The organism is Geomonas agri, assembly GCF_020179605.1.
Taxonomy (GTDB): domain Bacteria; phylum Desulfobacterota; class Desulfuromonadia; order Geobacterales; family Geobacteraceae; genus Geomonas; species Geomonas agri.
Window position 1 is genome coordinate 1,699,157 of sequence record NZ_JAINZO010000002.1, and the last position, 23,454, is coordinate 1,722,610.

21 protein-coding genes are annotated in these 23,454 nt (G+C 62.9%); 16 read left to right on the forward strand and 5 right to left on the reverse strand.

Annotated features, from left to right (window positions below; all coding sequences use genetic code 11):
• Positions 1 to 34 precede the first annotated feature (34 nt).
• Both pckA and K7R21_RS18805 read right to left on the reverse strand, forming a co-directional pair.
• A complete protein-coding gene (gene pckA, locus K7R21_RS18800) occupies positions 35 to 1,624 on the reverse strand; it encodes a phosphoenolpyruvate carboxykinase (ATP) (RefSeq protein ID WP_224984813.1) in 1,590 nt (529 codons plus the stop codon).
• Between the two features lie 156 nt (positions 1,625 to 1,780).
• Entirely contained in the window at positions 1,781 to 3,667 is a 1,887-nt protein-coding gene (locus K7R21_RS18805) for a phosphoenolpyruvate carboxykinase (GTP) (RefSeq protein WP_224984814.1), read from the reverse strand.
• Between the two features lie 553 nt (positions 3,668 to 4,220).
• Between K7R21_RS18805 and rd the strand changes: the two genes are divergently transcribed.
• Positions 4,221 to 4,379, forward strand: a complete 159-nt coding sequence (gene rd / locus K7R21_RS18810) for a rubredoxin (protein ID WP_183345780.1) — start codon at positions 4,221 to 4,223, stop codon at positions 4,377 to 4,379.
• 45 nt (positions 4,380 to 4,424) lie between these two features.
• Here rd and K7R21_RS18815 read toward each other — a convergent pair whose 3' ends face one another.
• Positions 4,425 to 5,495: a pyridoxal-phosphate-dependent aminotransferase family protein gene (locus K7R21_RS18815; RefSeq protein WP_224984815.1), complete on the reverse strand. Its 1,071-nt coding sequence runs from the start codon at positions 5,493 to 5,495 to the stop codon at positions 4,425 to 4,427.
• A gap of 178 nt (positions 5,496 to 5,673) precedes the next feature.
• On the reverse strand, positions 5,674 to 5,859 hold the full coding sequence (locus tag K7R21_RS20990) for a HigA family addiction module antitoxin (protein WP_224984926.1): 186 nt from the start codon (positions 5,857 to 5,859) through the stop codon (positions 5,674 to 5,676).
• A 333-nt stretch (positions 5,860 to 6,192) separates the two neighbouring features.
• Between K7R21_RS20990 and der the strand changes: the two genes are divergently transcribed.
• The 14 genes from der (at position 6,193) to K7R21_RS18890 (ending at position 20,703) form a co-directional block, all read left to right on the forward strand.
• Positions 6,193 to 7,515 (forward strand): ribosome biogenesis GTPase Der, encoded by a 1,323-nt coding sequence (gene der / locus K7R21_RS18825; RefSeq protein ID WP_224984816.1) that lies wholly within the window; start codon positions 6,193 to 6,195, stop codon positions 7,513 to 7,515.
• An 81-nt stretch (positions 7,516 to 7,596) separates the two neighbouring features.
• On the forward strand, positions 7,597 to 9,351 hold the full coding sequence (locus tag K7R21_RS18830) for a response regulator (protein WP_224984817.1): 1,755 nt from the start codon (positions 7,597 to 7,599) through the stop codon (positions 9,349 to 9,351).
• Between the two features lies 1 nt (position 9,352).
• Positions 9,353 to 9,721 (forward strand): response regulator, encoded by a 369-nt coding sequence (locus K7R21_RS18835; RefSeq protein ID WP_199389425.1) that lies wholly within the window; start codon positions 9,353 to 9,355, stop codon positions 9,719 to 9,721.
• 32 nt (positions 9,722 to 9,753) lie between these two features.
• Complete coding sequence (locus tag K7R21_RS18840; RefSeq protein WP_224984818.1) at positions 9,754 to 11,814, forward strand: chemotaxis protein CheA; 2,061 nt, start codon at positions 9,754 to 9,756, stop codon at positions 11,812 to 11,814.
• Entirely contained in the window at positions 11,814 to 12,614 is an 801-nt protein-coding gene (locus tag K7R21_RS18845; RefSeq protein WP_224984819.1) for an ExeA family protein, read from the forward strand. Before K7R21_RS18840 ends, K7R21_RS18845 begins: the two co-directional genes overlap by 1 nt.
• Before the next feature lie 28 nt (positions 12,615 to 12,642).
• Entirely contained in the window at positions 12,643 to 13,437 is a 795-nt protein-coding gene (locus tag K7R21_RS18850; RefSeq protein WP_224984820.1) for a chemotaxis protein CheW, read from the forward strand.
• 23 nt (positions 13,438 to 13,460) lie between these two features.
• Positions 13,461 to 13,859: a response regulator transcription factor gene (locus tag K7R21_RS18855; RefSeq protein WP_224984821.1), complete on the forward strand. Its 399-nt coding sequence runs from the start codon at positions 13,461 to 13,463 to the stop codon at positions 13,857 to 13,859.
• The gene (locus K7R21_RS18860) at positions 13,859 to 14,368 is read left to right on the forward strand and encodes a chemotaxis protein CheW (protein ID WP_224984822.1); all 510 of its coding nucleotides are present in this window, start codon (positions 13,859 to 13,861) and stop codon (positions 14,366 to 14,368) included. The genes K7R21_RS18855 and K7R21_RS18860 overlap by 1 nt, the downstream gene beginning before the upstream one ends.
• A complete protein-coding gene (locus K7R21_RS18865; protein WP_224984823.1) occupies positions 14,362 to 15,498 on the forward strand; it encodes a response regulator in 1,137 nt (378 codons plus the stop codon). Before K7R21_RS18860 ends, K7R21_RS18865 begins: the two co-directional genes overlap by 7 nt.
• Before the next feature lie 31 nt (positions 15,499 to 15,529).
• A complete protein-coding gene (locus K7R21_RS18870; protein ID WP_224984927.1) occupies positions 15,530 to 17,518 on the forward strand; it encodes a HEAT repeat domain-containing protein in 1,989 nt (662 codons plus the stop codon).
• Positions 17,518 to 18,387, forward strand: coding sequence for a CheR family methyltransferase (locus K7R21_RS18875; RefSeq protein ID WP_224984824.1), 870 nt, complete (start codon positions 17,518 to 17,520; stop codon positions 18,385 to 18,387). The genes K7R21_RS18870 and K7R21_RS18875 overlap by 1 nt, the downstream gene beginning before the upstream one ends.
• Positions 18,384 to 19,451 carry a protein-glutamate methylesterase/protein-glutamine glutaminase gene (locus K7R21_RS18880; protein ID WP_224984825.1) on the forward strand — a complete coding sequence of 356 codons (1,068 nt, stop codon included), beginning with the start codon at positions 18,384 to 18,386 and terminating at the stop codon, positions 19,449 to 19,451. Before K7R21_RS18875 ends, K7R21_RS18880 begins: the two co-directional genes overlap by 4 nt.
• Positions 19,452 to 19,477: 26 nt before the next feature.
• Entirely contained in the window at positions 19,478 to 20,296 is an 819-nt protein-coding gene (locus K7R21_RS18885; RefSeq protein WP_224984826.1) for a GAF domain-containing protein, read from the forward strand.
• Positions 20,297 to 20,325: 29 nt separating this feature from the next.
• The gene (locus K7R21_RS18890) at positions 20,326 to 20,703 is read left to right on the forward strand and encodes a response regulator (protein WP_224984827.1); all 378 of its coding nucleotides are present in this window, start codon (positions 20,326 to 20,328) and stop codon (positions 20,701 to 20,703) included.
• A 27-nt stretch (positions 20,704 to 20,730) separates the two neighbouring features.
• Here the strand turns inward: K7R21_RS18890 and K7R21_RS18895 are convergent, their stop codons facing one another.
• The gene (locus K7R21_RS18895) at positions 20,731 to 20,895 is read right to left on the reverse strand and encodes a hypothetical protein (RefSeq protein ID WP_224984828.1); all 165 of its coding nucleotides are present in this window, start codon (positions 20,893 to 20,895) and stop codon (positions 20,731 to 20,733) included.
• A gap of 77 nt (positions 20,896 to 20,972) precedes the next feature.
• Between K7R21_RS18895 and leuS the strand changes: the two genes are divergently transcribed.
• A complete protein-coding gene (leuS, locus tag K7R21_RS18900) occupies positions 20,973 to 23,447 on the forward strand; it encodes a leucine--tRNA ligase (protein WP_224984829.1) in 2,475 nt (824 codons plus the stop codon).
• Positions 23,448 to 23,454 lie beyond the last annotated feature (7 nt).

A 23,454-nucleotide genomic window follows, 5' to 3' on the forward strand; every position in this document is an offset into this window, starting at 1 on the left:
GTCTTAATGATAGCAGCGTCGTTTCCCGGTGCAACTAGAGAACTGAAGCGATCTCGGGCGATGCAGTCTCCTTGAACTGCTCGAAGTTCTTGCGGAACATCGCGACGAGCTTCTGCGCCATTGCGTCGTAGGCGGCCTTGTCGCTCCAGGCGTTTCTCGCGTTCAGGATCTCCGCCGGTACCCCTGGACAGCTCTCGGGGATGTCCAGGCCGAACACCGGATCCTTGACGAAGCTCGCCGCGCTTAGCGTCCCGTCCAGCGCAGCGTTGACCAGGGCGCGCGAGTACCCGATCTTCATCCTCGCCCCCACGCCGGGGCCGCCTCCGCTCCAGCCGGTGTTCACCAGCCAGCAGTCGACCTTGTTGGAGCCGATCTTCTTGCCGAGGAGGTCGGCGTACAAGGACGGCCTGAGCGCCATGAAGGGAGCGCCGAAGCAGGCGGAGAAGGTGGCTTGCGGCTCGGTTACGCCCGCTTCGGTTCCGGCCACCTTGGCGGTGTAGCCGGACAGGAAGTGGTACATGGCCTGCGCGGGGGTGAGCCGTGCGATCGGCGGCAAGACGCCGAAGGCGTCGCAGGTGAGCATGATCACGTTGGTGGGGTGGCCGCCGGTACCGCCGGGGATGATGTTGGGAATGTGGGTGATAGGGTAGGAGGCCCGGGTGTTCTCGGTGAACGAGGCGTCGTCGAGATCAATGCGGCGCGAGATGGTATCTATGGCGACGTTCTCCAGGATGGTGCCGAAGCGCCGGGTGCACTGGTAGATCTCCGGCTCGCTCTCGGCGGAGAGGTTGATCACCTTGGCGTAGCATCCCCCTTCGAAGTTGAAGACGCCGTCCTCGTCCCAGCCGTGCTCGTCGTCGCCGATGAGAAGCCGGTTAGGGGCGGCGGAGAGCGTGGTCTTGCCGGTGCCGGAAAGGCCGAAGAAGATGGCCACGTCGCCGTCGAGGCCGGTATTGGCGGAGCAGTGCATCGACATCACGTTCTTTTGCGGTAGCAGGTAGTTGAGTACGGTGAAGATCGACTTCTTGATCTCGCCGGCGTAGCTGGTGCCGCCGATGATCACCATCTTCCTGGCGAAGTTGATGATGATGAAGGCTTCCGAATTGGTGCCGTCGACGCTGGGCTGGGCGTGAAAGGCGGGGAGGTCGATGACGGTGAACTCGGTCTGGTGGGTGAGCAGCTCCTCCTGTGTTGCGCGCAGGAACATGTTGCGGGCGAACAGGGAATGCCAGGCGCGTTCGGTTATGATGCGCACCGGGATGCGGTGGTCCGGGCTCGCCCCGGCGAAGCAGTCTTGGACGAACAGGTCGCGCCCTTGCATGTAGTTACACATCTTCTGGTACAGCGCATCGAATTTGTCCGCCGGGAAGGGGCGGTTCACCTTGCCCCAGTTGACGTGTGCGCTCGAGGAGGGCTCGTCGACTATGAACTTGTCGTTGGCGGCGCGCCCGGTGTAGTGCCCGGTCTTCACCGCCAGTGCGCCCAGGTGCGAGATGAGCCCCTCGCCGCGGCGCACTACCTGTTCGTAGAGGACGGAAGTGGGGGAGGTCCAGTAGATCAGGTTCGCGTTGTGGATGCCGTGCTGCTCGAGTCCGTTACCCCTGGTGATATCGTTTAATCTCACTGCTCCCTCCCTGTCTCGTTGCCTCTCTCATTGGATCTGCGACAAGCTTAAAAGATATCAGGGGTAGGTAGCTTTGCAACCGGCGCGGCAAAGCAAAAGGGCCCCGGTCATTAAGACCGGGGCCCTTGCTTGTTTCATTGGTACTTCGACGACTTATTAGTCGTTGAACCCTTCTGCGGAAGCCGGGTTGTACTGCTCCCAGTGCTCCGGCGAACGCCACAGGCCGGAAAGGATCATCTCGCGGATGTGGAGGAACTCTTTCGGGAGACGGTCGTACATCTTCACGAACAGCTCCTCGTGGGAGAGGATCTCCTCCTTCCAGACGTCGCGGTCGATGGACATGAGCTCCTGGTACTGCTCACGGGTAACGTCGTTCAGGCCGGTCCAGTCGATGTCCTCGTAGCGCGGCATCCAGCCCAGCGGGCTCTCGACGGAAGCGCCGCGGCCGTTGGCGCGGTCGGCGATCCACTTGAGCACGCGCATGTTCTCGCCGAAGCCCGGCCAGAGGAACTTGCCGTTGGCATCCTTGCGGAACCAGTTGACCGAGAAGATGCGCGGCGGGTTCGGGGTGGTGCGCCCGACCTGGAGCCAGTGGTTGAAGTAGTCGGCGACGTGGTAGCCGGTGAAGGGAAGCATCGCGAACGGGTCGCGACGGACGTTGCCGATGGCGCCCACGGCGGCTGCGGTGGTCTCGCTCCCCATGGTGGCGGCGAGGTAGACGCCGTAGCTCCAGTTGAAGGACTGGTACACCAGCGGGATCACGTTGTTGCGGCGGCCGCCGAACACGAAGGCCTTCATGGGCACACCCTTCGGGTCTTCCCAAGCCGGGTCGATGGAGGGGCACTGCGAGGCCGGGGAGGTGAAGCGGGAGTTCGGATGCGCGGCGTTGCGGCCGCAGCCCGGGGTCCACTCGTTACCCTGCCAGTCGGTGAGCTTCGCGGGGAGTTCGTCGGTCATCCCTTCCCACCAGACGTCGCCGTCCGGGGTAAGCGCCACGTTGGTGAAGATGGTGTTCTTGGCGCAGGAGTGCATCGCGTTCGGGTTGGACTTGAACGAGGTGCCCGGGGCAACGCCGAAGAAGCCGGCTTCCGGGTTGATGGCGTAGAGCTGGCCATCGGGTCCGGGCTTGATCCAGGCGATGTCGTCGCCGACGGTGGAGATCTTGTAGCCGCTCTTCGCGAAGTGGTCGGGCGGGACCAGCATGGAGAGGTTGGTCTTGCCGCAGGCGCTCGGGAAGGCGGCGCCGAGGTAAGTCTTCTCACCTTCCGGGGTCTCGATGCCGAGGATCAGCATGTGCTCGGCCAGCCACCCCTCGTCCTTGGCGATCTTGGAAGCGATCCTGAGCGCCAGGCACTTCTTGCCCAGGAGGGCGTTGCCGCCGTAGCCGGAGCCGAAGGACCAGATGGAGCGCTCTTCGGGGAAGTGGACGATGTACTTCTCCTTGTTGCACGGCCAGGGCACGTCTTTCTGGCCCGGGGCGAGCGGTGCGCCGACCGAGTGCAGGCAGGGGACGAACTCGCCGTTCTCACCGAGGATGTCGACGACCTTCTTGCCCATGCGGGTCATGATCTTCATGTTGACGGCGACGTAGGGAGAGTCGGAGATCTCGACGCCGATCTTGGCGATGTTGGAGCCCAGCGGCCCCATGGAGAAGGGGATGACGTACATGGTGCGGCCCTTCATGCAGCCGGTGAAGAGGCCGGTCAGGGTCTTCTTCATCTCTTTCGGGTGCACCCAGTTGTTGGTCGGGCCGGCATCCTGCTTGGCGATGGAGCAGATGAAGGTACGGTCCTCGACGCGGGCGACGTCGCCGGGATCGGACAGCGCCAGGTAGCTGTTCGGGCGCTTCTCCGGGTTCAGCTTTTGGAAGGTGCCCCCCTTAACCAGCAGTTCGCACAGGTTGTTGTACTCTTCCTCGGTCCCGTCGCACCAATGGATCTGTTCCGGCTGGCACATTTCGGCAACTTCCTTGACCCACGCCAGCAGCTGCTTGTTCTTTACTTCGTAATTCATGGATATTCCCTCCTTTGGGTATTGCTTCATCGCATTTTTAGAAGAGACCAAACCCTCCGCGGTGCTGCTAATCTCACAGGTTTCCATAGTTGTCCTCTCTGCCATGATGGCGGTGGACCGGAACATGACGGAGGGAGACCCCTGCGGGGGCTCGATACGGCTCCGGCCTACGGTTGATGTTTCGTTAGCGTCGGTTAGATGGGTTTATGTTGCCGTGCCTTAGTTTTTGGACGTCGTACGCGGGGTGCTGGGAAGTGAGGCCCTTGCCCTGACTGACGATTCGCTCTGTGAGATAGTGGCGTGTGCTCTATGAAAGACATGCACCGACTGATGTCATCGAACGACTCTCTGCTCTCCTCTTTGAGTCACGATTTTAATTATTTTAAAATAACATAAGCGCTTTTAAAAGCAAGAGCAAATGTATACGGACGCCCAATTGACACGCAGTCTCAGTCTGTTAGACTGTTTCCGGACTTCAGGCTGTCTTTCGTCCCTGTCAAGTCAGTTCCGCCGAACATTAGACAGTCTTGACTCCTCGCCGACCGAAGTAGTTGGCCTCACCATGCACAACAGGGGGTATTCAATGGAGCCTTACATCTGCACCGTTTGCCAGTACGTCTACGACCCCTACCTGGGGGACCCGGAGAACGGGGTGCCGCCCGGAACCCCCTTCACCGACCTTCCCGACGACTGGGTCTGCCCCATCTGCGGGGTAGGCAAAGAGGCCTTCGAGCCGGAATAGGAGATGTAAAAAGGGGGGGAGCTGAACTGCTCCCCCCCTTCGCCTTTAGAGACCCTGCAGCAGTCCCTCCAATTCGGTTGTGATCTGTTTGAGATCTTCCAGCTTCATGTCGCCCATGTGCGCGACGCGGAAGGTCTTCCCTTTCAGTTTCCCGTACCCGTCATCGAACGCAATACCGCGTTCGCCCAGCTGCTTCTTGATCAGTGCCAAGTCCACGCCGCGGTCGTTGGTAGCGCAGGTAAGGGTGACCGAGCGGTACGGTTCGGCCGGCAGGATGCCGAAGCCGTGCTGGGCCACCCAGGCGCGCATGAAATCCGCCATTTCCTGGTGACGCTGGAAGCGTCGCTCCAGCCCTTCGGCGAAGATGCGCTCCAACTGCAGGTTCATGGCGTAGATGAGCGAGATGCACGGCGTGGACGGTGTGTTGTCCTTCTCGTCGGCCGCCAGGAACTCCAGGAAGTCGAAGTAGTAGCCGCGACCGGGCACGGTCTTGGCGCGCTCAAGCGCCCTTTCGCTGGCGGTGAACACGGCCAGGCCCGGCGGCAGGGCAAAGGCCTTCTGCACGCCAAAGACGCAGCAGTCGATGCCCAACTCGTCGATTGGGATGTTGAGCGCGCTCATGGAGGAGACGGTGTCGATGATCGAAACCACGTCCGGGTACTTCTTGAGCACCGCGCCGATCTCGGGGAGCGGGCTCATGGTGCCGGTGGAGGTCTCGTTGTGGATCAGGGTGATGGCGTCGTACTTGCCGGTGGCAAGCGCCGCGTCCACCATTTCGGCGGTGATGGGCTGGCCCCACTCGGCCTTGAAGGCGTCGGCCTCTTTGCCGCAGGAGAGGGTGACCTTGTGCCATTTGTCGGAGAAGGCGCCGTTGCAGAAGTTGGCGCAGCGCTTGCCGACCAGGTTGCGGACCGCGCCCTCCATGGCGCCGAAGGCGCTCGAGGTGGAGAGGAAGACCTTCTCCTTGGTGGACATCAGTTGCTTCAGCTTGTCGGTGACGCCCTTGTGCAGGCGCGCGTACTCCGGCATGCGGTGGCCGATCATCGGCGTAGCCATGGCCTCGAGGATCTCCGGGCTCACTTCGATCGGCCCGGGGATATACAGCTTCTTGTGCATGTAGGCTCCGTATCAAGCTTATTTCTGCCGGCAGCGTGCGGCGGGGAGGGGGTAAGGAAGGGGCGCGTCGCCAAGGTGCGAGCGGTGCGCGAGCCTGCTGCAGGCGGATCGCCAACCTAGCAGATTACGACGTCGATGTCAATTCTCACGTCCCGGTTTGTAACACAAAATGGGCGGGTCAGGCGGCGCGGGAAAAGGGACGCACTTCCGTCTCCAGGCGTCCCTGCAAGGCCTCCAGCGCCATCTCCATTTCGTAATGGTTTTGCAGGTTGAGCCAGAACTGGGCCTCCATGGCGAAGAACCGGCCCAGCCGCAGCGCGGTGTCTGCCGTGATGGAGCGCCGCCCGCGTACGATCTCGTTGATGCGCCGCGGCGTGCAGCATCGCCAGCTTCACCGCTGCGGTCCGCTGAATCGATTGCGGGAGCTTACGGGAGAAGCGGCCATGAAAAAGCTTTTCGGCTTCCCTGTCCTTGAACGAAGTTATCCTGCCAGTTCGTATCCCGTCGAGATAATAGCACTAGGCTGGATAGGAGGATCCTTTTTGGGTGACTCAGGGGGCGGTTCCCGCCAAAAACGGTATCTGTTGCTTATTACGAAGCAAAATGTTACACATACCGGTTAGCTGTCAAATACATTAAAACGGAAAGTTGCGCCATTTTAATCGGTTACGATTGGCCACCTTTCCGCTGGAAAACCATGAAACCAATTATTGCCATCGTCGGACGCCCTAACGTCGGGAAGTCCACCCTTTTCAACAGGCTGGTCGGGCGCCGTAAGGCGATGGTTCACGACATGCCCGGAGTGACCCGGGACCGCAACTACGCCGAGGTGAACCGCTTCGACGTCCCCTTCATCCTGGTCGACACCGGCGGCTTCGAGCCGGAAACCTCGGACAAGCTTCTGCAGCAGATGCGCGAGCAGTCACGCTTCGCAATGGACGAGGCGGATCTCATCCTCTTCGTGATGGACGCGCGCGGCGGACTCACCCCCGCCGACCGCGAAGTGGTGGAGATGCTCAGGCGCATCAACAAGCCGGTCTTCTACATCATCAACAAGGTGGACGGCGAGAAGCAGGAGGCCGAAGCGGGGGACTTCTACTCGCTGGGGGTGGACCACATCCACACCATCTCCGCCGAGCACAACCGCGGCGTGGGCGACCTGATGGACGAGGTGCTGGCCGTGCTCCCTTACAACCGGGACAAGGATGAGGACGAGGAGATCACCAAGATCGCTGTAGTGGGCCGCCCCAACGTGGGCAAATCCACCCTGGTGAACCGCCTTCTGGGCTATGAACGCGTGGTGGCCAACCCCACCGCAGGCACTACCCGCGACGCGGTCGACACCCGCTTCATGGTGAACAAGAAGCCCTACCTGTTGATCGATACCGCCGGCATCCGCAGGAAGGGAAAAACGGTGCAGGCGATCGAGAAATATTCGGTGGTGGACGCCTTGCGCTCCATCGACCGCGCCGACGTGGTGCTCATCGTCCTGAACGCCGAGGAGGGGGTCACCGAACAGGATACCAAGATCGCCGGCTATGCCTACGAGGCTGGGCGCGGTTGCATCTTCGTGGTGAACAAGTGGGACACGGTGCTGAAGGATAACTCCAGCATAAGTAAGTTCACCGACGATATCCGCCGCAACTTCAAGTACCTTCCCTTCGCCCCGATCCTCTTCGTCTCGGCCCAGAGCGGGCAGCGCACCGGCAAGATCGTGGCCGAGGTGGACCAGGTGATGGAGCAGTACTGCAAGAGGGTGAGCACCGGCGAGTTGAACCGCATCTTCAACCAGGCCGTGGACGAGAACCACGCCCCGCTGGACGGCGGCAGGCGGGTCAAATTCTACTATGCGACCCAGGTGGGTATCAAACCTCCTTCCTTTGTCGTCTTCACCAATCGCCCCGAGGGAATTCATTTTTCCTATGAGCGGTACATCATGAATCGTTTTAGAGAGGCATTCGGTTTCAGCGGTACTCCTTTAAAGCTTATTTTCCGCGGCAGAGACAAGAAAGATACCTAAATCATTCTTTACTTGGCCGATACGATGGTTTAGTATGATGCCTATTTCTAATCCACCCCCTACTAACAGCGAGCGGCATCAATGAGTCTAGTCGGCAATTTGGAAGATCTCGGCTTAGGCGAGATCCTGCAGATCGTAAGCCTGAGCAGGAGGTCCGGCGTGCTCGCCCTGCAAAGCAGGGGGAGAGAGGCGCGGGTGATCTTCCGCAACGGGCAGGTGATCCGCGCCACATCCTCGACCTTCCAGCAAAACCTGGGCGAGGTGCTGATCCAGCAGGGTGTCATCGACCTGGGAATCCTGAAGCGCGCGCTGAGCATCCAGGCCGACGAGGGGTACACCCAGCTTCTGGGCGTCATCATGGTGGAGCGCTTCGGGGTGAGCGCGGACGCCATCGAGACGGTGGTGCGTGAGCAGATCGAGAACGTGGTCTACTCGTTGTTCGCCTGGGCCGAAGGGACCTTTGAATTCGAGCTGCAGGAGGTAGGAGACTCCGACCACGCCAGGCTGGACCCGGTGCAGTTCATGCTGAAGCAGGGGCTCAACCCGCAGTACCTCGCCATGGAAGGCTCCCGCATCATTGACGAACAGCGTCACCGCGGCGAGGGTGAAGACGAACACGGCGATCACGGCACCCACCACGACGAATCGGTCGACTTCGCCTTCGACCTGCTGCAGGAGCCGTCCGCTGCCGCTCCGGCCACGCCACCCCCCACCCCCGACGTTCCCCCTTTCCCACAAAACGCGCGCCAAGAGGCGCCCCAATCTGCGGCTGTCGCCGCCATGGCGCCTGACATGGGCGAGGGCAAACCGGTGGTGCTGGTGGACGACGACCCGGCGACACTCGCTGTGCTGAATGCGCTCCTTCTCGAGCAGGGGTACCGGGTTGAGGCCATGGAGCGGGGGGAGGATGCACTGATCCGGGTCGATTCCCTTTACCGAGACGGCGTACGCCCGACGGTGCTGGTCGACCTGATCATGCCGCGCATGGACGGGACCGGCATCCTGGGCGGTCTCGAGCTCATGGAGCTCGTGCGCAACAACTTCCCGGAGCTGCCGCTTTTGGGGCTCACCGATTTTGAAAACGACGAGGCGCAGCGCAAGATGCGCGGCCTGGGCATCCCGCTACTGATGAAGCCGCTGAAAAGCGAGGTCGAGGAGTCGCGCGATTCCTTGGCACCCAGGCTCGCGGCGGCTTTGGAGAGCCTGGCTGCGGGAGCGGACGCCTCCTTTACCAGCGTCAATATCGGCGATGAGTTGCGGCTGGAGATGGGCGAGGAGCCGGCGCTTTTCGCGCCGCAGCTGCACCAGAGCACCGGCATCTCCCAGCTGCGCGGCATGCTCGAGGAGCTGAACAATCCGCAGCTGGGTGGCGGCATCATCCTGCTGGTGCTTCGTTTTGCCGCGGAGTTCATGAACCGCGCGGTCGTGCTCCTGGTCAAGAAAGAGACCGTGCAGGGGCTGGGGCAGTTCGGCCTGCAGGACCGGGATGACCGTGCCGACGCGCGGGTGCGCAACCTCACCATCCCCAGGGGGGAGCCGTCGCTGTTCACGGAGGTGCTCGAGACCAGGTTCCCCGCCAAAGGGGCGGTCGATGCCTCGGTGTGGACCCACCACTTCCTGGAGCAGTTGGGGGGCGGGCGTCCCGCCGAGTATTTCGTGGGACCGATAGTTAGTGAAGGCAAGGTGGTCGCCATCCTTTACGGGGACAACCTCCCCGAGGACAAGCCGATCGGCGACACCGATTCGCTGGAGATATTCCTGTGTCAGGCCGGCATAGCTATGGAAAAAGCCCTGTTGCAGCGCAGGCTGCAGGAACAGGGACGGGGAGAAATGTGACGTGAAGAGGATACTGATAGCGGAAGATTCCAACACCATGCGTTCCATGCTGGTTTCCACCATAGACGAACTGGAAAAGTACACCATCGTCGAGGCTGCCAGCGGCTTCGAGGCGTTGCGTCTTTTGCCGCGCGAGCAGGTGGACCTGATCATCACCGATATCAACATGCCCGACATCAACGGTCTCGAGCTGATCAGCTACGTGCGCAACAACCCCAACTACCAGTCCATCCCGCTGTTCATCGTTTCCACCGAGAGCGGTGAAAAGGATCTCGAGAAGGGGCTGGCCCTGGGCGCCAACGAGTACCTGGTGAAGCCCTTCGACCCGGTGAAGCTGCAGGAACTGGTCTGCAAGTACCTGGGTGACTAGAACGTAGAACGTCTTCTTAAAAAAGAGAGTCTATGAGCGTTGAGGATAACATTGGGAAAGCGTTGAAGGACTTTTTGGCCGAGGCCGAGGAGATCCTGGACCAGTTGAGCCTTGACCTGGTCTCACTGAGTGACTGCGCCGACGGCGGGGAATGCAGCCCGGACCTGGTCAACTCCGTGTTCCGCGGTGCGCACTCCCTTAAGGGACTGGCCGGCATGTTCGGACTCTCCGACATCGCCGAACTGGGGCACCACCTGGAGAATCTGCTCGACGCCCTGAGGCTGGGCAAGGTGGAGTTGGACCAGACCGTGGTGAGCACGCTGTTCGAATCGACCGAACTGCTGGCGCACCTGGTGCGCAACGCCGGCGAGACCGGGGGCGAAGGGGCCGACCTTTCCGGCGCCATGCAGCGCATCAACGATTGCCTGACCCGCGGCCCCAAAACCAACCAGGACTCACCCCTGGCCCGGCTCAACATTCCCGAGCGGGTGCTCTCCTCGATGACCGAGTACGAAGAGCACCGCCTGCTGGAAAATGTGAAGAAGGGGCGCCACATCCATTCCATCCGGGTGTCGCTCCTCTTGGCGAGCTTCGATTCGGACCTCATGGAACTGACCGACGCCTTGAAGCAGGCGGGCGAGGTGATCAGCACCCTTCCCTCTGCCTCCAGCGGCCTGGACTCCGGCATCGACTTCGAGATCCTGTTCGGCTCCGAGCTCTCCGCCGGTGCTCTTATGCCCATCATCGACCGCGAACACCTGGCCATCTTCACCTTCGGGGAACCGGTCGCGGAACAGGTGGCGGTGCGCAGCGTGGAGGGGGCGGCGCCGTCCGCGGAACCGGGCGGGGCGGAAGGTGACTTCCAGGCACCGGCGGTCGGCGACGGCGGGGCCATCAGCGCCAAGAGCATGAGCCGCACCGTCCGCGTCGACATCGGTAAGCTCGACCTTTTGATGAACATCGTGGGCGAGCTGGTGCTCTCCCATTCCATGATCGCCGACGTCGCCGCACGCATGCGCCGCGACGGGCTCATCGTCCCCTCCCAGCAGCTGAACAAGGCGGCCAAGGGGCTCGAGAAGAAACTTTCCGAACTGCAGAAGGGGGTCATGGAGATCAGGATGATCCCGGTCGGGCAGCTCTTCGACAAGATGACCCGCATCATCCGCAAAATCGCCCGGGAGCAGGGGAAGAAGGTCGAGCTTAAGCTCTACGGCGCCGACACGGAACTGGACAAGCTGATCATCGAGGACATCTCCGACCCGGTCATGCACATCGTGAGAAACAGCATCGACCACGGCATCGAGACCCCCGAGGCGCGGGTGGCCGCGGGCAAGGACGAGAAGGGGACCATCACCCTCTCCTCCTACCAGAAGGGGAATCACGTCGTCATCCAGATCGACGACGACGGCGGCGGCATCGACGTGGCGCGCGTGAAACAGAAGGCGGTGAAGCTCGGCATCATCTCCTCCCCCGACGAGGTGAACGACCGCGAGGCGCTCGATTTCATCTTCCGCCCCGGCTTCTCCACCACCGAAACCGTGAGCGAAATCTCCGGGCGCGGCGTGGGCATGGACGTGGTGCGCACCAACATCGCCGCACTCTCCGGCCTCATCGACGTGGAAAACTTCCCGGGACAGGGGGCGCGCTTCGTCATCACCCTCCCCATCACGCTGGCCATCATCAAGGCGCTCATCATCTCCACCGCCGGACGCACCTACGCGCTCCCCATCACCTCGGTGCTCGAGAGCATCATCGTGGAGCAGAAGGAGATCAAGACCGTCGAGCGCAAGGAAGTGATCCAGCTGCGCGAATCGACCCTCCCGCTGTTGCGCCTTTCCGAGCTCTTCGAACTGAGGGGGGGGGAGGCGGCTCCGGAGAGCTGCTACGTGGTCGTGGTGGGGGTGGCCGAGAAGCGGCTGGGACTCGTGGTGGACGACCTTTTGGGGCAGCAGGATATCGTCATCAAGTCGATCGGCGACACCTTCGCCGGGTTCCGGGGCGTCTCCGGGGCTGCGGACCTCGGGGACCAGCGCACCATCCTGGTGCTCGACGTCGGTAGCGTCATCGCCGAGGCCACCCGGGGGAGCGCCTGATGTACAAGGAATTCTACGGCCTCACCGAGAAGCCCTTCAGCAAGACTCCCGATCCCCGCTTCCTCTACATGAGCTCGGGACACCAGGAGGCGCTGGCGCGGCTCGAGTACGCGGTTGAGGAGAGCGAGATTGCCCTTCTGACTGGCGACATCGGCTGCGGCAAGACCACCATCTCGCGTGCCCTCATGGACCGGATGGGGGACCGTTACCACTTCATGTTCGTGTTCAACCCGCGTCTGACCGCCGACGAGCTGTTGCGGGTGATCGCCTCGGGGCTGCAGGTGAACGAGCCGTCTTTGCAGAAGGACCAGCTCCTCAAGGAGATCACCACGGCACTGTACCGGCTGCACGGCGAGGGGCGGGTCCCGGTGGTGGTGATCGACGAGGCCCAGATGATCCCGGACCGGGAGCTCTTCGACGAGCTGCGCCTTCTGACCAACTTCCAGCTCGACGACCGCAACCTGGTGAGCGTGATCATCATGGGGCAGCCGGAGCTGCGCGAGATGCTGGCCTCCCCGGTTTACGAGCCGTTCAGGCAGCGCATTTCGCTCAACTTTCACCTGGCGCCGCTGGGGCTGGAGGAGACGCTGGAGTACCTCGATTTCAGGATCGTGGCGGCCGGCGGCGAGCCGGGGCTCTTTTCGCCGGATGCCGTGCAGAGGATCTTCGAGCTTTCCGGCGGGGTGCCGCGCCGCATCAACGCTGTCGCCACCAACGCGCTGTTGATCGGCTACGGCAGGGACGCCGCCTGGATCGATGCCGCCATCATCGAGGAGACCGCGGCGGAGCTGCTGGCTTAACAACCGTTGCACGGTTTTTGAGGTTTCAATGAATCTTGCAGAGATCAGAAAGAAGGCTTCCCGCGGCGAGGCACAGGGCAGCACGGCGACCGAAGCGGCGCCGGAGCAGGGGTGGCAGGCGCCCCCGGCTGAGCCCACGCCCGTGCCGGCGGAGACGGAGGTGCCGGTCGAGGTGGCCGCCCCCGAGGAATTCTCCATGCCGGAACCCTTCGAACCCGTGGATCCCGACCCGCTGCCGCGCGCCTCTGCTCCGGCCTGGCAGGCCGAACAGTTCGACGCGCCCTACCTGTACCAGGATGAGTCCGACGAGTTCGACCCGGTGGCGGTGATCCTCAGAGGGCGCGAGTCCGCCTCTTTCGAGACGGAGGCCTCGCAGGAGGAGGTGGCGGACGCGGCCAGCGTCGAGCTGCTCTGCTTCCGGGTGGCGAGCGAGGAATACGCCATCAGCATCATGGACATCAAGGAGATCATCAAGCCGCGCGAGGTGACCGAGGTCCCCCGGGTGCCCTCCTTTGTCCGCGGCATCCTCTCGCTGCGCGGCAACATCATCCCGATCTTCGACATGAAGAATAGGCTGGGCCTTGCCGATGGGGCCGTCTCGGAGCGCGAGCGCATCGTGGTGGTCAAGCGCCAGGAGGGATACGCCGGCGTGCTGGTAGACGAGGTGGTGCAGGTGGTCCGCATCGCCGAGGGGGGCATCGAGCCTCCGCCGGTGGTCCTCGAGGGGATCGATCGCGAGTTCGTGCTGGGGATCGGCCGGGTCGGCGACAGGATGCTGATCCTGCTCGACATGGGAAAAGTACTGGACGTAGGTCTCTTGTAGAGTCGGGGGCAGGGGGGATGAGCATGGAGAAGAACAGGATCCTCGTGGTCGAGGATGAAGAGAGCCTGCTGAAGCTGGAGAGCATCCTTTTCACCTCGAAGGGGTACCAGGTCACCGGGGTACGCGGCGGCAACGACGCCCTCAAGGCGATTGCGCAGGATGCGCCGGACCTCGTGGTGCTGGACCTCATGCTTCCGGACATGGACGGCTTCGAAGTCTGCCGCAGCATCAAGGAAAACCCCGCCACCAGCGCCATCCCCGTGGTGATGCTGACGGCGAAGAAGAGCAGCCGCGACCTCGAACACGGCCGGCAGGTCGGTGCCGACGCCTACATCACCAAGCCCTTTAAATCGGTCAAGGTACTCGAAGTGATCGAGGGGCTCCTGGGCAACAACAGCGCAGCAGGGGGGGGCGCAGTCTGATGACCGAGGATCTGCAGGAAATTCAGGTAGCCTGCCTGCGCATGGACGAAGGGCTCTATGCCGTCGACATCATGCGCATCAGGGAGATCATCAGGGTACCCAAGCTCGCCCCGCTGCCCCGGGCACTCCCCTTTGTCGAGGGGGTGATCAACCTGCGCGGTTCCGTGATCCCGGTGGTGGATCTGCGCAAGCGCTTCGGGCTTCCCGCTGCCGAGAACAAGGACAGCGCGCGCCTGTTGATCCTCTCCATTTCGGGCCAACCCCTGGCCCTGATGGTGGATGAAGTGACCGAGATGATAACCATTCCGCTGCGCGAGCTCAAGGCGCCGCCGCGCGGGGTACGCATAGTGGGGGGAGAGTACATGGTGGGGCTGTGCCTGGTGCGTGACGTGCCGGTGATGCTGCTCAACATCGACGCACTGCTCACCTTCCAGGAGAAGGCCCAGTTGGGCTACTTTACCCCCCAGGGGGAGACCATTTCCACGACGAAAAAGAGCCCAGCATGCTGATAGTCTGTCCCAACTGCAAAAAACGATTCAACGTTGTCGTCAGCTTCTCGGACGAGCCGAAGAAACTGCGCTGCTCAAGCTGCAAGGCGGTGTTCCGGCTGGTGCGCAAGAGCGAGCGCCCGGTAGCGCCGCAGGCGAAGGTAAAGGTGGTGGTAGCCAACGAGAGCGCCGCCTTCTGCAAGGCGGTGGAAAAGGTGCTCGCGGCCGAGCCGTTCGAGTTGTTCCTGTGCACCGACGGCAAGGAGGCGCTCGAGACCGTGCAGCGTGTGCAGCCCGGCGTGCTGCTTTTGGACGTGGCACTGCCAACCATGTTCGGCTTCGAGGTCTGCGAGCGGGTACGCCAGGACCCGGTGCTTGCCAAGACCAAGATCGTGCTGATCGCCTCCATCTACGACAAGACCCGCTACAAGCGCTCCCCCAATTCGCTGTACGGGGCCGATGACTACATCGAGAAGCACCATATCCCGGACTCCCTGGTTTCGATGATCCACCGTCTCACCTCGGGCAGCATCCCACCGGTGGTGAGCCCGACCGAAAGCGAACTGGCCGCCCAGGAGGAGAGCCGCAGCGAGATCAGGCAGGTGGAGGTCGAAGAAACCTCGATGCCGGCAGCAGCCGCAACTGCAGCGCCGGCGGCCGAGGCGCCTGCGGTGCCCGTCGTGGCGGCTCCGGAAGCACCGGTCGTGACGCCCCCGGCAGCGCCGGCTCCGGTCGCGGCGGCACCGGAGGTTCCTGCCGTCGAGGTGCCTGCAGCACCCGTCGTCGAGGCGCCCGCGGCACCCGTCGAGGCCCCGGCAGCACCGGCAGCTCCGGCAGCTCCGGCAGCTCCGGCAGCTCCGGCAGCTCCGGCAGTCGCCGAGCCCGCCGCCCCCGCGCAGCTTCCCGAGGAGCAGGTGAAAGCACGTCGCCTGGCCAGGATCATTGTCTCCGACATCGTCCTGTACAACCAGGCGAAAGTGGAGCAGGGGGTACGCGAGGGGAGCTTCTACGAGCTGTTGGCCGACGACATACGCGAAGGAGAGTATCTGTACCAGCAGAGGGTGTCCCAGCAGGTGCGCGACACCACCTCCTTCCTCAAAGATGCCTTCGACGAGCTCATCGCGAAGAAACGAGCCGAACTGAGCCTTTAGGAGAGAGACCCTGTCCAACGATCTGCTTGAAATCTCGGAGAGACTTGCCGACACCGACGAGGAGCAAAGGCGCCTTGCGGTAATGTCGCTACGTCGCCGTCCCTTCCCCGAGGTCATGGAACTGCTGTTTCGTGCCATGGGGGACGACAGCTGGCGGGTGCGCAAGGAGGCGGTCGGCGTGGTCCTGCAGGCGCAGCCTCTGCAGGCGGAGGAACTCGAGGCCCTGATCGCACTGTTGCGCTCCGCCGACAACGCGGGGTTGCGCAACTCCGCGGTCGAGTCCCTGGAACGGATCGGCGTACCCGCCGTGGAACAGCTCTGCGCGCACCTGGGCGATTCGGATCACGACCTGCGCAAGTTCGTCATCGACATCCTGGGCAACATCCGCTGCGCCACCTGCCTCCCCCTGTTGGTGCAGGCGCTCGACGACGAGGACATGAACGTGCGGGTAGCCGCGGCCGAGAACCTGGGCAAAATCGGCGACGTCCGGGCGCTGCCGCATCTTTTGAAGGTACTGGACGGAGGCGAGGTCTGGCTGAAGTTCACCGTGCTGGACGCCCTCTCCTCCATCGGGACAGCGGTGCCGCTCGCCAAGCTCGAACCGCTCTTGCAGGAAGGGCTTTTGCGCCGCGCGACCTACGACTGCCTGGGCGTCCTCGGCGACCGCAGGTGCCTCCCCCTGCTGCTGGAAGGGTTGCACGACAAGGCAAAGAACGCGCGCGAAGCGGCCACCGTCGCGCTGATGCGCCAGCGGAGTCGCTTGAACCTGCAGGAGCAGGAAGAACTGGTGGACCGCCAGCTCAGGGCCCTGGCCGGAAGCGCGACGGCGAAGAAGCTGATCGACTCGCTGCACGGCGAGGAGCCGGTGATGATTTCGGCCCTGGCCCAGCTCTGCGGCATCATGGGAGACGAGCGCGCCGCGCTCCCCCTGGTGCGCGTGGCGCGCGCCGATCGCCTGAGAAGCGTCTGTCTGGAGGCGCTGCGCCGCATCGGTGAACCGGTGATGCCGCTGCTCCTGGAACACTTCCCCTTCGCCATCGCGGCCGAGCGCGCCGTCATCGTGCACCTGATCGCCGAGACCGGGCGCCCCGGCAGCGAAGACCTCCTCTTTGCCGCACTGGAGGACGAGGGGGCTGAGGTTAGGTGCTGTGCCGCGGTTGCCCTGGGTCGGCTGGCGCCGCAAGGGGCCGCAGCACGGGTGGCCCGCCTTCTCGAAGATGAAGATGGGCAGGTATGCGAAGGCGCTCTCGACGGTCTGCAGCACCTTGCCGCCCGGGATGCCGAGGGCGTGGGTGCCATCTGCTCCGAGCTTTTGCGCAGCCGGGACGCACGCAAGAGGCGGGATGCCGCCATCGTGCTTGGTGCACTGGGAGACGGGGAACGGCTCGCCTTGCTGGTGAAGGACGAGGACGCCTCGGTGCGCCGCGCCGCGGTCGCCTCCCTGGCGCGCGTGGACCGGCCGCAGGCACTGGGGGCGCTGACCCTGTCGCTGTCGGACGAGGAGCCGGAGGTTCGTATCGCGGCCGCGCAGGCCCTTGCCGAAAAGGGAGGGCACGAGGTGCTGGCGCCGCTCTGCCTGGCCCTTGCCGACGAGGATCCCTGGGTGCAGACCGCGGCCCTCAAGGGGCTCACCGTCGTCGGGGATGCAGAGGCGCTGCCGGGCGTGACCGCGCTTTTGGAACAGGCACAGGGGCCGGTCCTGATCGCCGCCCTGTCGACCCTCGCCGCCCTGGGCGGTGCGCAGGCGCTCGGCCCGGTGCGGCAGGCGCTGTATCACAACGACGAGGAAGTGGTCGAAGCCGCCATCGGCATCCTTGCGGCTCACGGTAGCGAGTGGATCGCCGAGCATGGCCAAGCGCTTTTGGAACACCCGCACTGGATGGTGCGGCGCTCTTTCGTGCGCGCCCTGGCCCAGTTGCAGGGGGCGGATTCGGTGGCGGTATTGGATCAGGCGTTGGCCCGGGAGTCGGACCCGCTGGTCAAAGGCGAGATCGTTGAACTTCTCGACAGGCTGCGCTAATGCCATATTTCGAACCTGAATTGCAACTGACGGAAGAGGAATTCCGCCTGATCAGGGACCTGATCTATAACCACTGCGGCCTCTTCTTCGACGACGACAGCAAGTACCTGCTGGACCGTCGGCTCGGGCAGCGGGTGACCCATCACAACCTGTCGGGCTTCCGCGAGTACTACCAGTTCCTGAAGTACGACCGCAGGAGGGACCAGGAGATCGCGGACATCATGGATCTCCTGACCACCAACGAGACCTACTTCTTCCGCGAGGCGTTCCAGCTGCGCGCCTTTACTGACGAGATCGTGCCCGAGTTGATGAGGCTCAAGCAGCGCGAGCGGACCCTGCGCATCTGGAGCGCGGGGTGTTCCACCGGCGAGGAGCCGTACACCATCGCCATGCTCCTCCTGGAGATGGGGTGCCTCCACGGCTGGCGGGTCGAGATCGTGGGTTCCGACATCAGTCAGCGCGTGGTGCAGCATGCCCGCAAGGGGGTCTACACCAAGGCATCCTTCCGCGCCACCGAAGAGCGCTACCAGAAACGGTTCTTTTCCGAGACCGACGACGGGTACCGCATCTGCGACGAGGTGCGGGAGCTGGTCACCATCAGCCAGATGAACCTGTTCGACGCTAACCGCTTGGCGCTGTTGGGCAAGATGGACGTGATCTTCTGCCGCAACGTGATCATCTATTTCGACCAGGCCTCGAAGAAGCGGGTGATCGAATCGTTCTACAACACGCTACGCGGCGGCGGGTACCTCCTTTTGGGACACTCGGAGTCCCTGATGAACCTGTCCACGGCCTTTGCGCTCAGACACCTGAAAAACGACATGGTCTACCAGAAAACGGATACGACCGGCGGCGGAGTGGCCACGTGAAAAAGATACGGGTAGTAGTCGTAGACGATTCGGCCTATAATCGGCGCGCCATCACCAGGATGCTGGAAGAACTCCCGGGGGTCCAGGTGGTGGGGTACGCCACCAACGGCGAGGAGGGGATCCGCAGGGTGATCGATCTCACCCCGGACCTGGTGACGCTCGACCTCGAGATGCCGCGCATGGACGGCTTTACCATGCTGCGCATCCTGATGGCGAGCACGCCCGTGCCGGTGATCGTGATCAGCTCCACCTCCGGGGACGAGAAGGTCTTCAAGGCGCTGGAACTCGGTGCCGTCGATTTCATCGCCAAGCCGACCAGCGTCATCTCCGACGAATTGTTGAAGATCCAGCAGGACCTGCACCAGAAGGTCCAGGCGGTCTTCAAGCTGAACATGGCGCGGGTGCAGAAGCGGGCCGAACCGGCTCCGCCCGTGGCCGAGGTCGCCGTCCCTACGGCTCCCGCCGGGACGGCGAGCAGCATAGACATCGTTGCCATTGGCTCTTCGACGGGCGGGCCGCCGGCCCTGCAGCGTATCTTCGCCTCTTTCAGGGAGGCACCACCGTTTGCCATGGTGATTTCCCAGCACATGCCGGCCGGCTTCACCACCGCCTTCGCCGAAAGGCTGAACCGCAGCACCGGCTTCGAGGTGCGCGAGGCGAAGGACGGCGACGAGGTGCTCCCGGGGCGGGCCCTCATCGCCCCCGGCGGGCACAACCTGGTCTTCGCAAGGCTTGGCGACAAGGTGGTGGCGCGCATCGTCACCCCCGGTCCCAAAGACCGCTATATACCCTCGGTGGACGTGATGTTCCGCTCCTGCGCCGAACTGTACCGGAACCGCATGCTGGCCGTTGTCCTGACCGGCATGGGCAACGATGGAGCCGCCGGTGTGCGCGAGGCGAAGAAGGCGGGCGCCCAGGTGCTGGCCGAGTCCGAGGAGTCAGCGGTGGTCTTCGGCATGCCGCGCGAGGCGATTGCGACGGGAGTAGTGGACCGGGTGGTGCCGATGGACGGCATGGTGCGTGAAATTGTACTTCGTTGCGGCCTCTTGCCGCGATTCAGTTGATCAACTAGCGTAAATTCGGGGTGCGCATGCAAAAGGACGATGAACGACTGGTTCATAGCAGGGGCGAGGAGTTCCTGCAGGTTTTCAAGAAGGGGGCGGAGTTCACCCAGGAGCTGTTAAGGGAGAACGAGCGTCTCAGGTTCCGCGTGCTGGAACTGGAAAAATCCCAGGTGTCGGGCGAGCCGGCGCCCGCCGCCGAGCTGAAAAAGCTCAACGAGCGGATCGCCGATCTGGAGCAGGAGAAGCAGGAGATCCTGGACCGCATCAAGCACGTCGAGGAAGAAAACCAGGATTTCGCAGCACGCTACCTGGAGATCGAGGATGAGAACAACAACCTCGCCAATCTCTACATCGCGAGCTACCAGCTCCACTCCACGCTCGATTTCAAGGAAGTGCTCCAGATCATCACCGAGATCATCATCAACCTGATCGGTGCCGAGGAGTTCGCCATCATGCTGCTCGACGAGAAGAGCGACGAGCTGCAGGCGGTCGCCACGGAAGGGATCGAGCGCAGCGAGATCCCGTCTTTCCGGCTCGGCAAGGGGATCATCGGGACGGTGGCGCAGTCCGGCGAAAACCACTTCGCCAGCGACTTCGACAGCTATGAGCGCGATTTCAGCGCGCCGATGGTCTGCATCCCGCTCAAGATCAAAGAGCACGTCATCGGTGTGCTGGCCATCTACAAGCTGCTGATGCAGAAGAAGGAATTTGCCGCCGTCGACTACGAGCTCTTTACCCTGCTGGCCGGTCATGCCGCCACCGCCATCTTCAGCTCGCGGCTTTACAGCGATTCCGAACGTAAGCTGTCGACCATCCAAGGGTTTATCGATCTGCTGACGAAATAGCCAGCTGTGCAATGGGGGATACAGTTCAGATGTCAGATTACAACGTATTGATAGTTGAAGATTCACCCACCATGAGGCAGCTCATCGCCTTTGCGCTGAAGCGGATCCGGGGGGTGCGTATAGTCGAGGCCAACGATGGTGTTGACGGGTTGAAGAAGCTTTCTTCTGAGCGTTTCGACCTGATCCTGACCGACATCAACATGCCCATCATGGACGGGTTGAAGTTAGTGAGCCTGGTGCGTAACGATGCCAACTACAAGACCATACCCATCGTGGTCATCACCACCGAAGGTGCCCAGGAAGACCGCGAGCGTGCCCTCGCGCTGGGAGCCAACGACTACATCACCAAGCCGATCCAGCCGACCAAGATCCTGGATGTAGCCAAGAACCTGCTCCGGATCGCCTAACCGGCTCCACCGGTTCCACAACTCGCGTCACTCCTCCCCCTGGAGAGGGGAGGTCGGGAGGGGGAGCCCACCGGCTTCGTCCACCGTCGCCGGCCATGGCCCACGTGTCACCGCACCCCGGGCTTCCCGGGCACTAACTCCCGGCACCCACTGGCTCACCAGGTCCACCAGGTCCACCAGTGGCTTTGTCACACTCACTATCCGCAACCACCGGTTGCCGACATTACTATATTGCGCGTCCCGTCAGGGGCGCTGGAAGGCGGGGTTTAATGGAAGAGAAATACGTTCCCTCGGCAGTCGAGGGCAAATGGCAGCAGTTCTGGGCTACCCACAACAGCTTCAAGGCAACCGAAGACGCCAGCAGGAAGAAGTACTACCTCCTGGAGATGTTCCCCTATCCCTCCGGCAAGATCCACATGGGGCACGTCAGGAACTACTCCATCGGTGACGTCATCGCCCGCTTCAAAAGGATGCAGGGCTACAACGTGCTGCACCCGATGGGTTGGGATGCCTTCGGCATGCCGGCTGAGAACGCCGCCATCCAGAACAAGAGCCACCCCGCCAAGTGGACCTACGAGAACATTGCTTACATGCGCGGCCAGCTGAAGCGCCTGGGCCTTTCCTACGACTGGGAGCGCGAACTCGCCACCTGCGACCTCGACTACTACAAGTGGGAGCAGAAGATCTTCCTGGAGATGTACAAGAAGGGGCTCGCTTACAAGAAGTCCTCCGCCGTGAACTGGTGCCCCAAGTGCGAGACCGTTCTCGCCAACGAGCAGGTCGAGGATGGCTGCTGCTGGCGCTGCGATTCCATGGTCCAGCAGAAAGAGCTCGAGCAGTGGTCCTTCCGCATCACCAACTACGCCCAGGAGCTCCTGGACGACACCTACAAGTTGACTGGCTGGCCCGAGCGCGTGCTGACCATGCAGCGCAACTGGATCGGCCGTTCGGTCGGCTGCGAGATCGACTTCCCGCTCGAGAACGGCCTGGGCAAGATCAGGGTCTTCACCACCCGTCAGGACACCGTCTTCGGCGCCACCTTCATGTCCCTGGCCGCCGAGCACCCGATGGCCCTTGACCTGGCCACCGCCGGGCAGCGCGCCGCGGTCGAGGCCTTCATCGACAAGGTGAAGAAAACCGACCGCATCAAGCGCTCCTCCGAGGACCAGGAGAAAGAAGGGGTCTTCACCGGTTCCTACTGCATCAACCCGGTCACCAACGTGAAGATGCCGATCTTCCTGGCCAACTTCGTCCTCATGGACTACGGCACCGGCGCCGTCATGGCGGTTCCGACCCACGACCAGCGCGACTTCGAGTTCGCCCAGAAGTACGACCTGCCGCTCAAGGTGGTGATCCAGCCCGAAGGGGAGACCCTCGACCCCGCCACCATGACCGAGGCCTACACCGCCGAAGGGACCATGGTCAACTCCGGCCGCTTCGACGGCATGGGCAACTCCGACGCCAAGGAAGCCATCGCGGACTTCCTCGAGAAGGAAGGGATCGGCAAGAAGACCGTCAACTTCCGCCTGCGCGACTGGGGCATCTCCCGTCAGCGTTACTGGGGTAACCCTATCCCGGTGATCAACTGCGACCTGTGTGGCGTCGTGCCCGTTCCCGAAGCGGACCTGCCGGTCGTGCTCCCGATGGATGCCGAGTTCACCGGCGAGGGTGGCAACCCGCTGGCGCGCGTGGAAAGCTTCACCACCTGCACCTGCCCGCAGTGCGGCGAGGCCGCGCGCCGCGAGACCGACACCATGGACACCTTCGTGCAGTCCTCCTGGTACTTCCTGCGTTACTGCTCGCCCAAGTTCACCTCCGGCCCGCTGGACCGCGAACAGGTCGAGCACTGGATGCCGGTGGACCAGTACATCGGCGGCATCGAGCACGCCGTACTGCACCTGCTCTACGCCCGCTTCTTCACCAAGGTGCTCAGGGACCTCGGCTACTGCAACGTCGACGAGCCCTTCTCCAACCTCCTTACCCAGGGGATGGTCATCAAGGACGGCGCCAAGATGTCCAAATCCAAGGGGAACGTGGTCGACCCCAACGCCCTCATCGAGCGCTACGGCGCCGATACCGCCCGTCTCTTCTCCCTGTTTGCCGCACCGCCGGAGAAGGACCTCGACTGGAGCGACCAGGGCGTGGACGGCAGCTACCGCTTCCTGAACCGCGTCTGGCGCCTGGTGTACGACGTGCTTCCCGCAGTTAAGGAAGCCGGCGCCGTGCAGCCGGACCAGCTCTCCGCGGAAGGCAAGAAACTGCGCCGCGCGGTGCACAAGACCATCAAGAAGGTCTCCGAGGACATCGAGGAGCGCTTCCACTTCAACACTGCCATCGCCGCGGTGATGGAACTGGTCAACGCCATCCAGGGTTTCACCGCCAAGGACGCGCCGGAAAACGTGGCCGTGGTGCGCGAGGCGGTGGAGTCGGTGGTGCGCCTGCTGGCTCCCTTCGTCCCGCACTTTGCCGAGGAACTGTGGGCCGAACTCGGCCACGAGGTGGCCCTGGAGCAGGCGGGCTGGCCTGGCTACGACGCCGACGCCGTGGTTGACGAGGAAGTCACCGTCGTCATCCAGGTGAACGGCAAGCTCAGAAGCAAACTGACCGTTGCCCCTGACGCCAAGGAGGACGATGTCCGCGCCGCCGCACTGGCAGACGACAAGATCCTCCCCTACCTGGAAGGCAAGACCGTCAAGAAGGTGGTCTACGTTCCGGGCAAGCTGGTCAGCATCGTCGTCGCCTAGGCCAGTG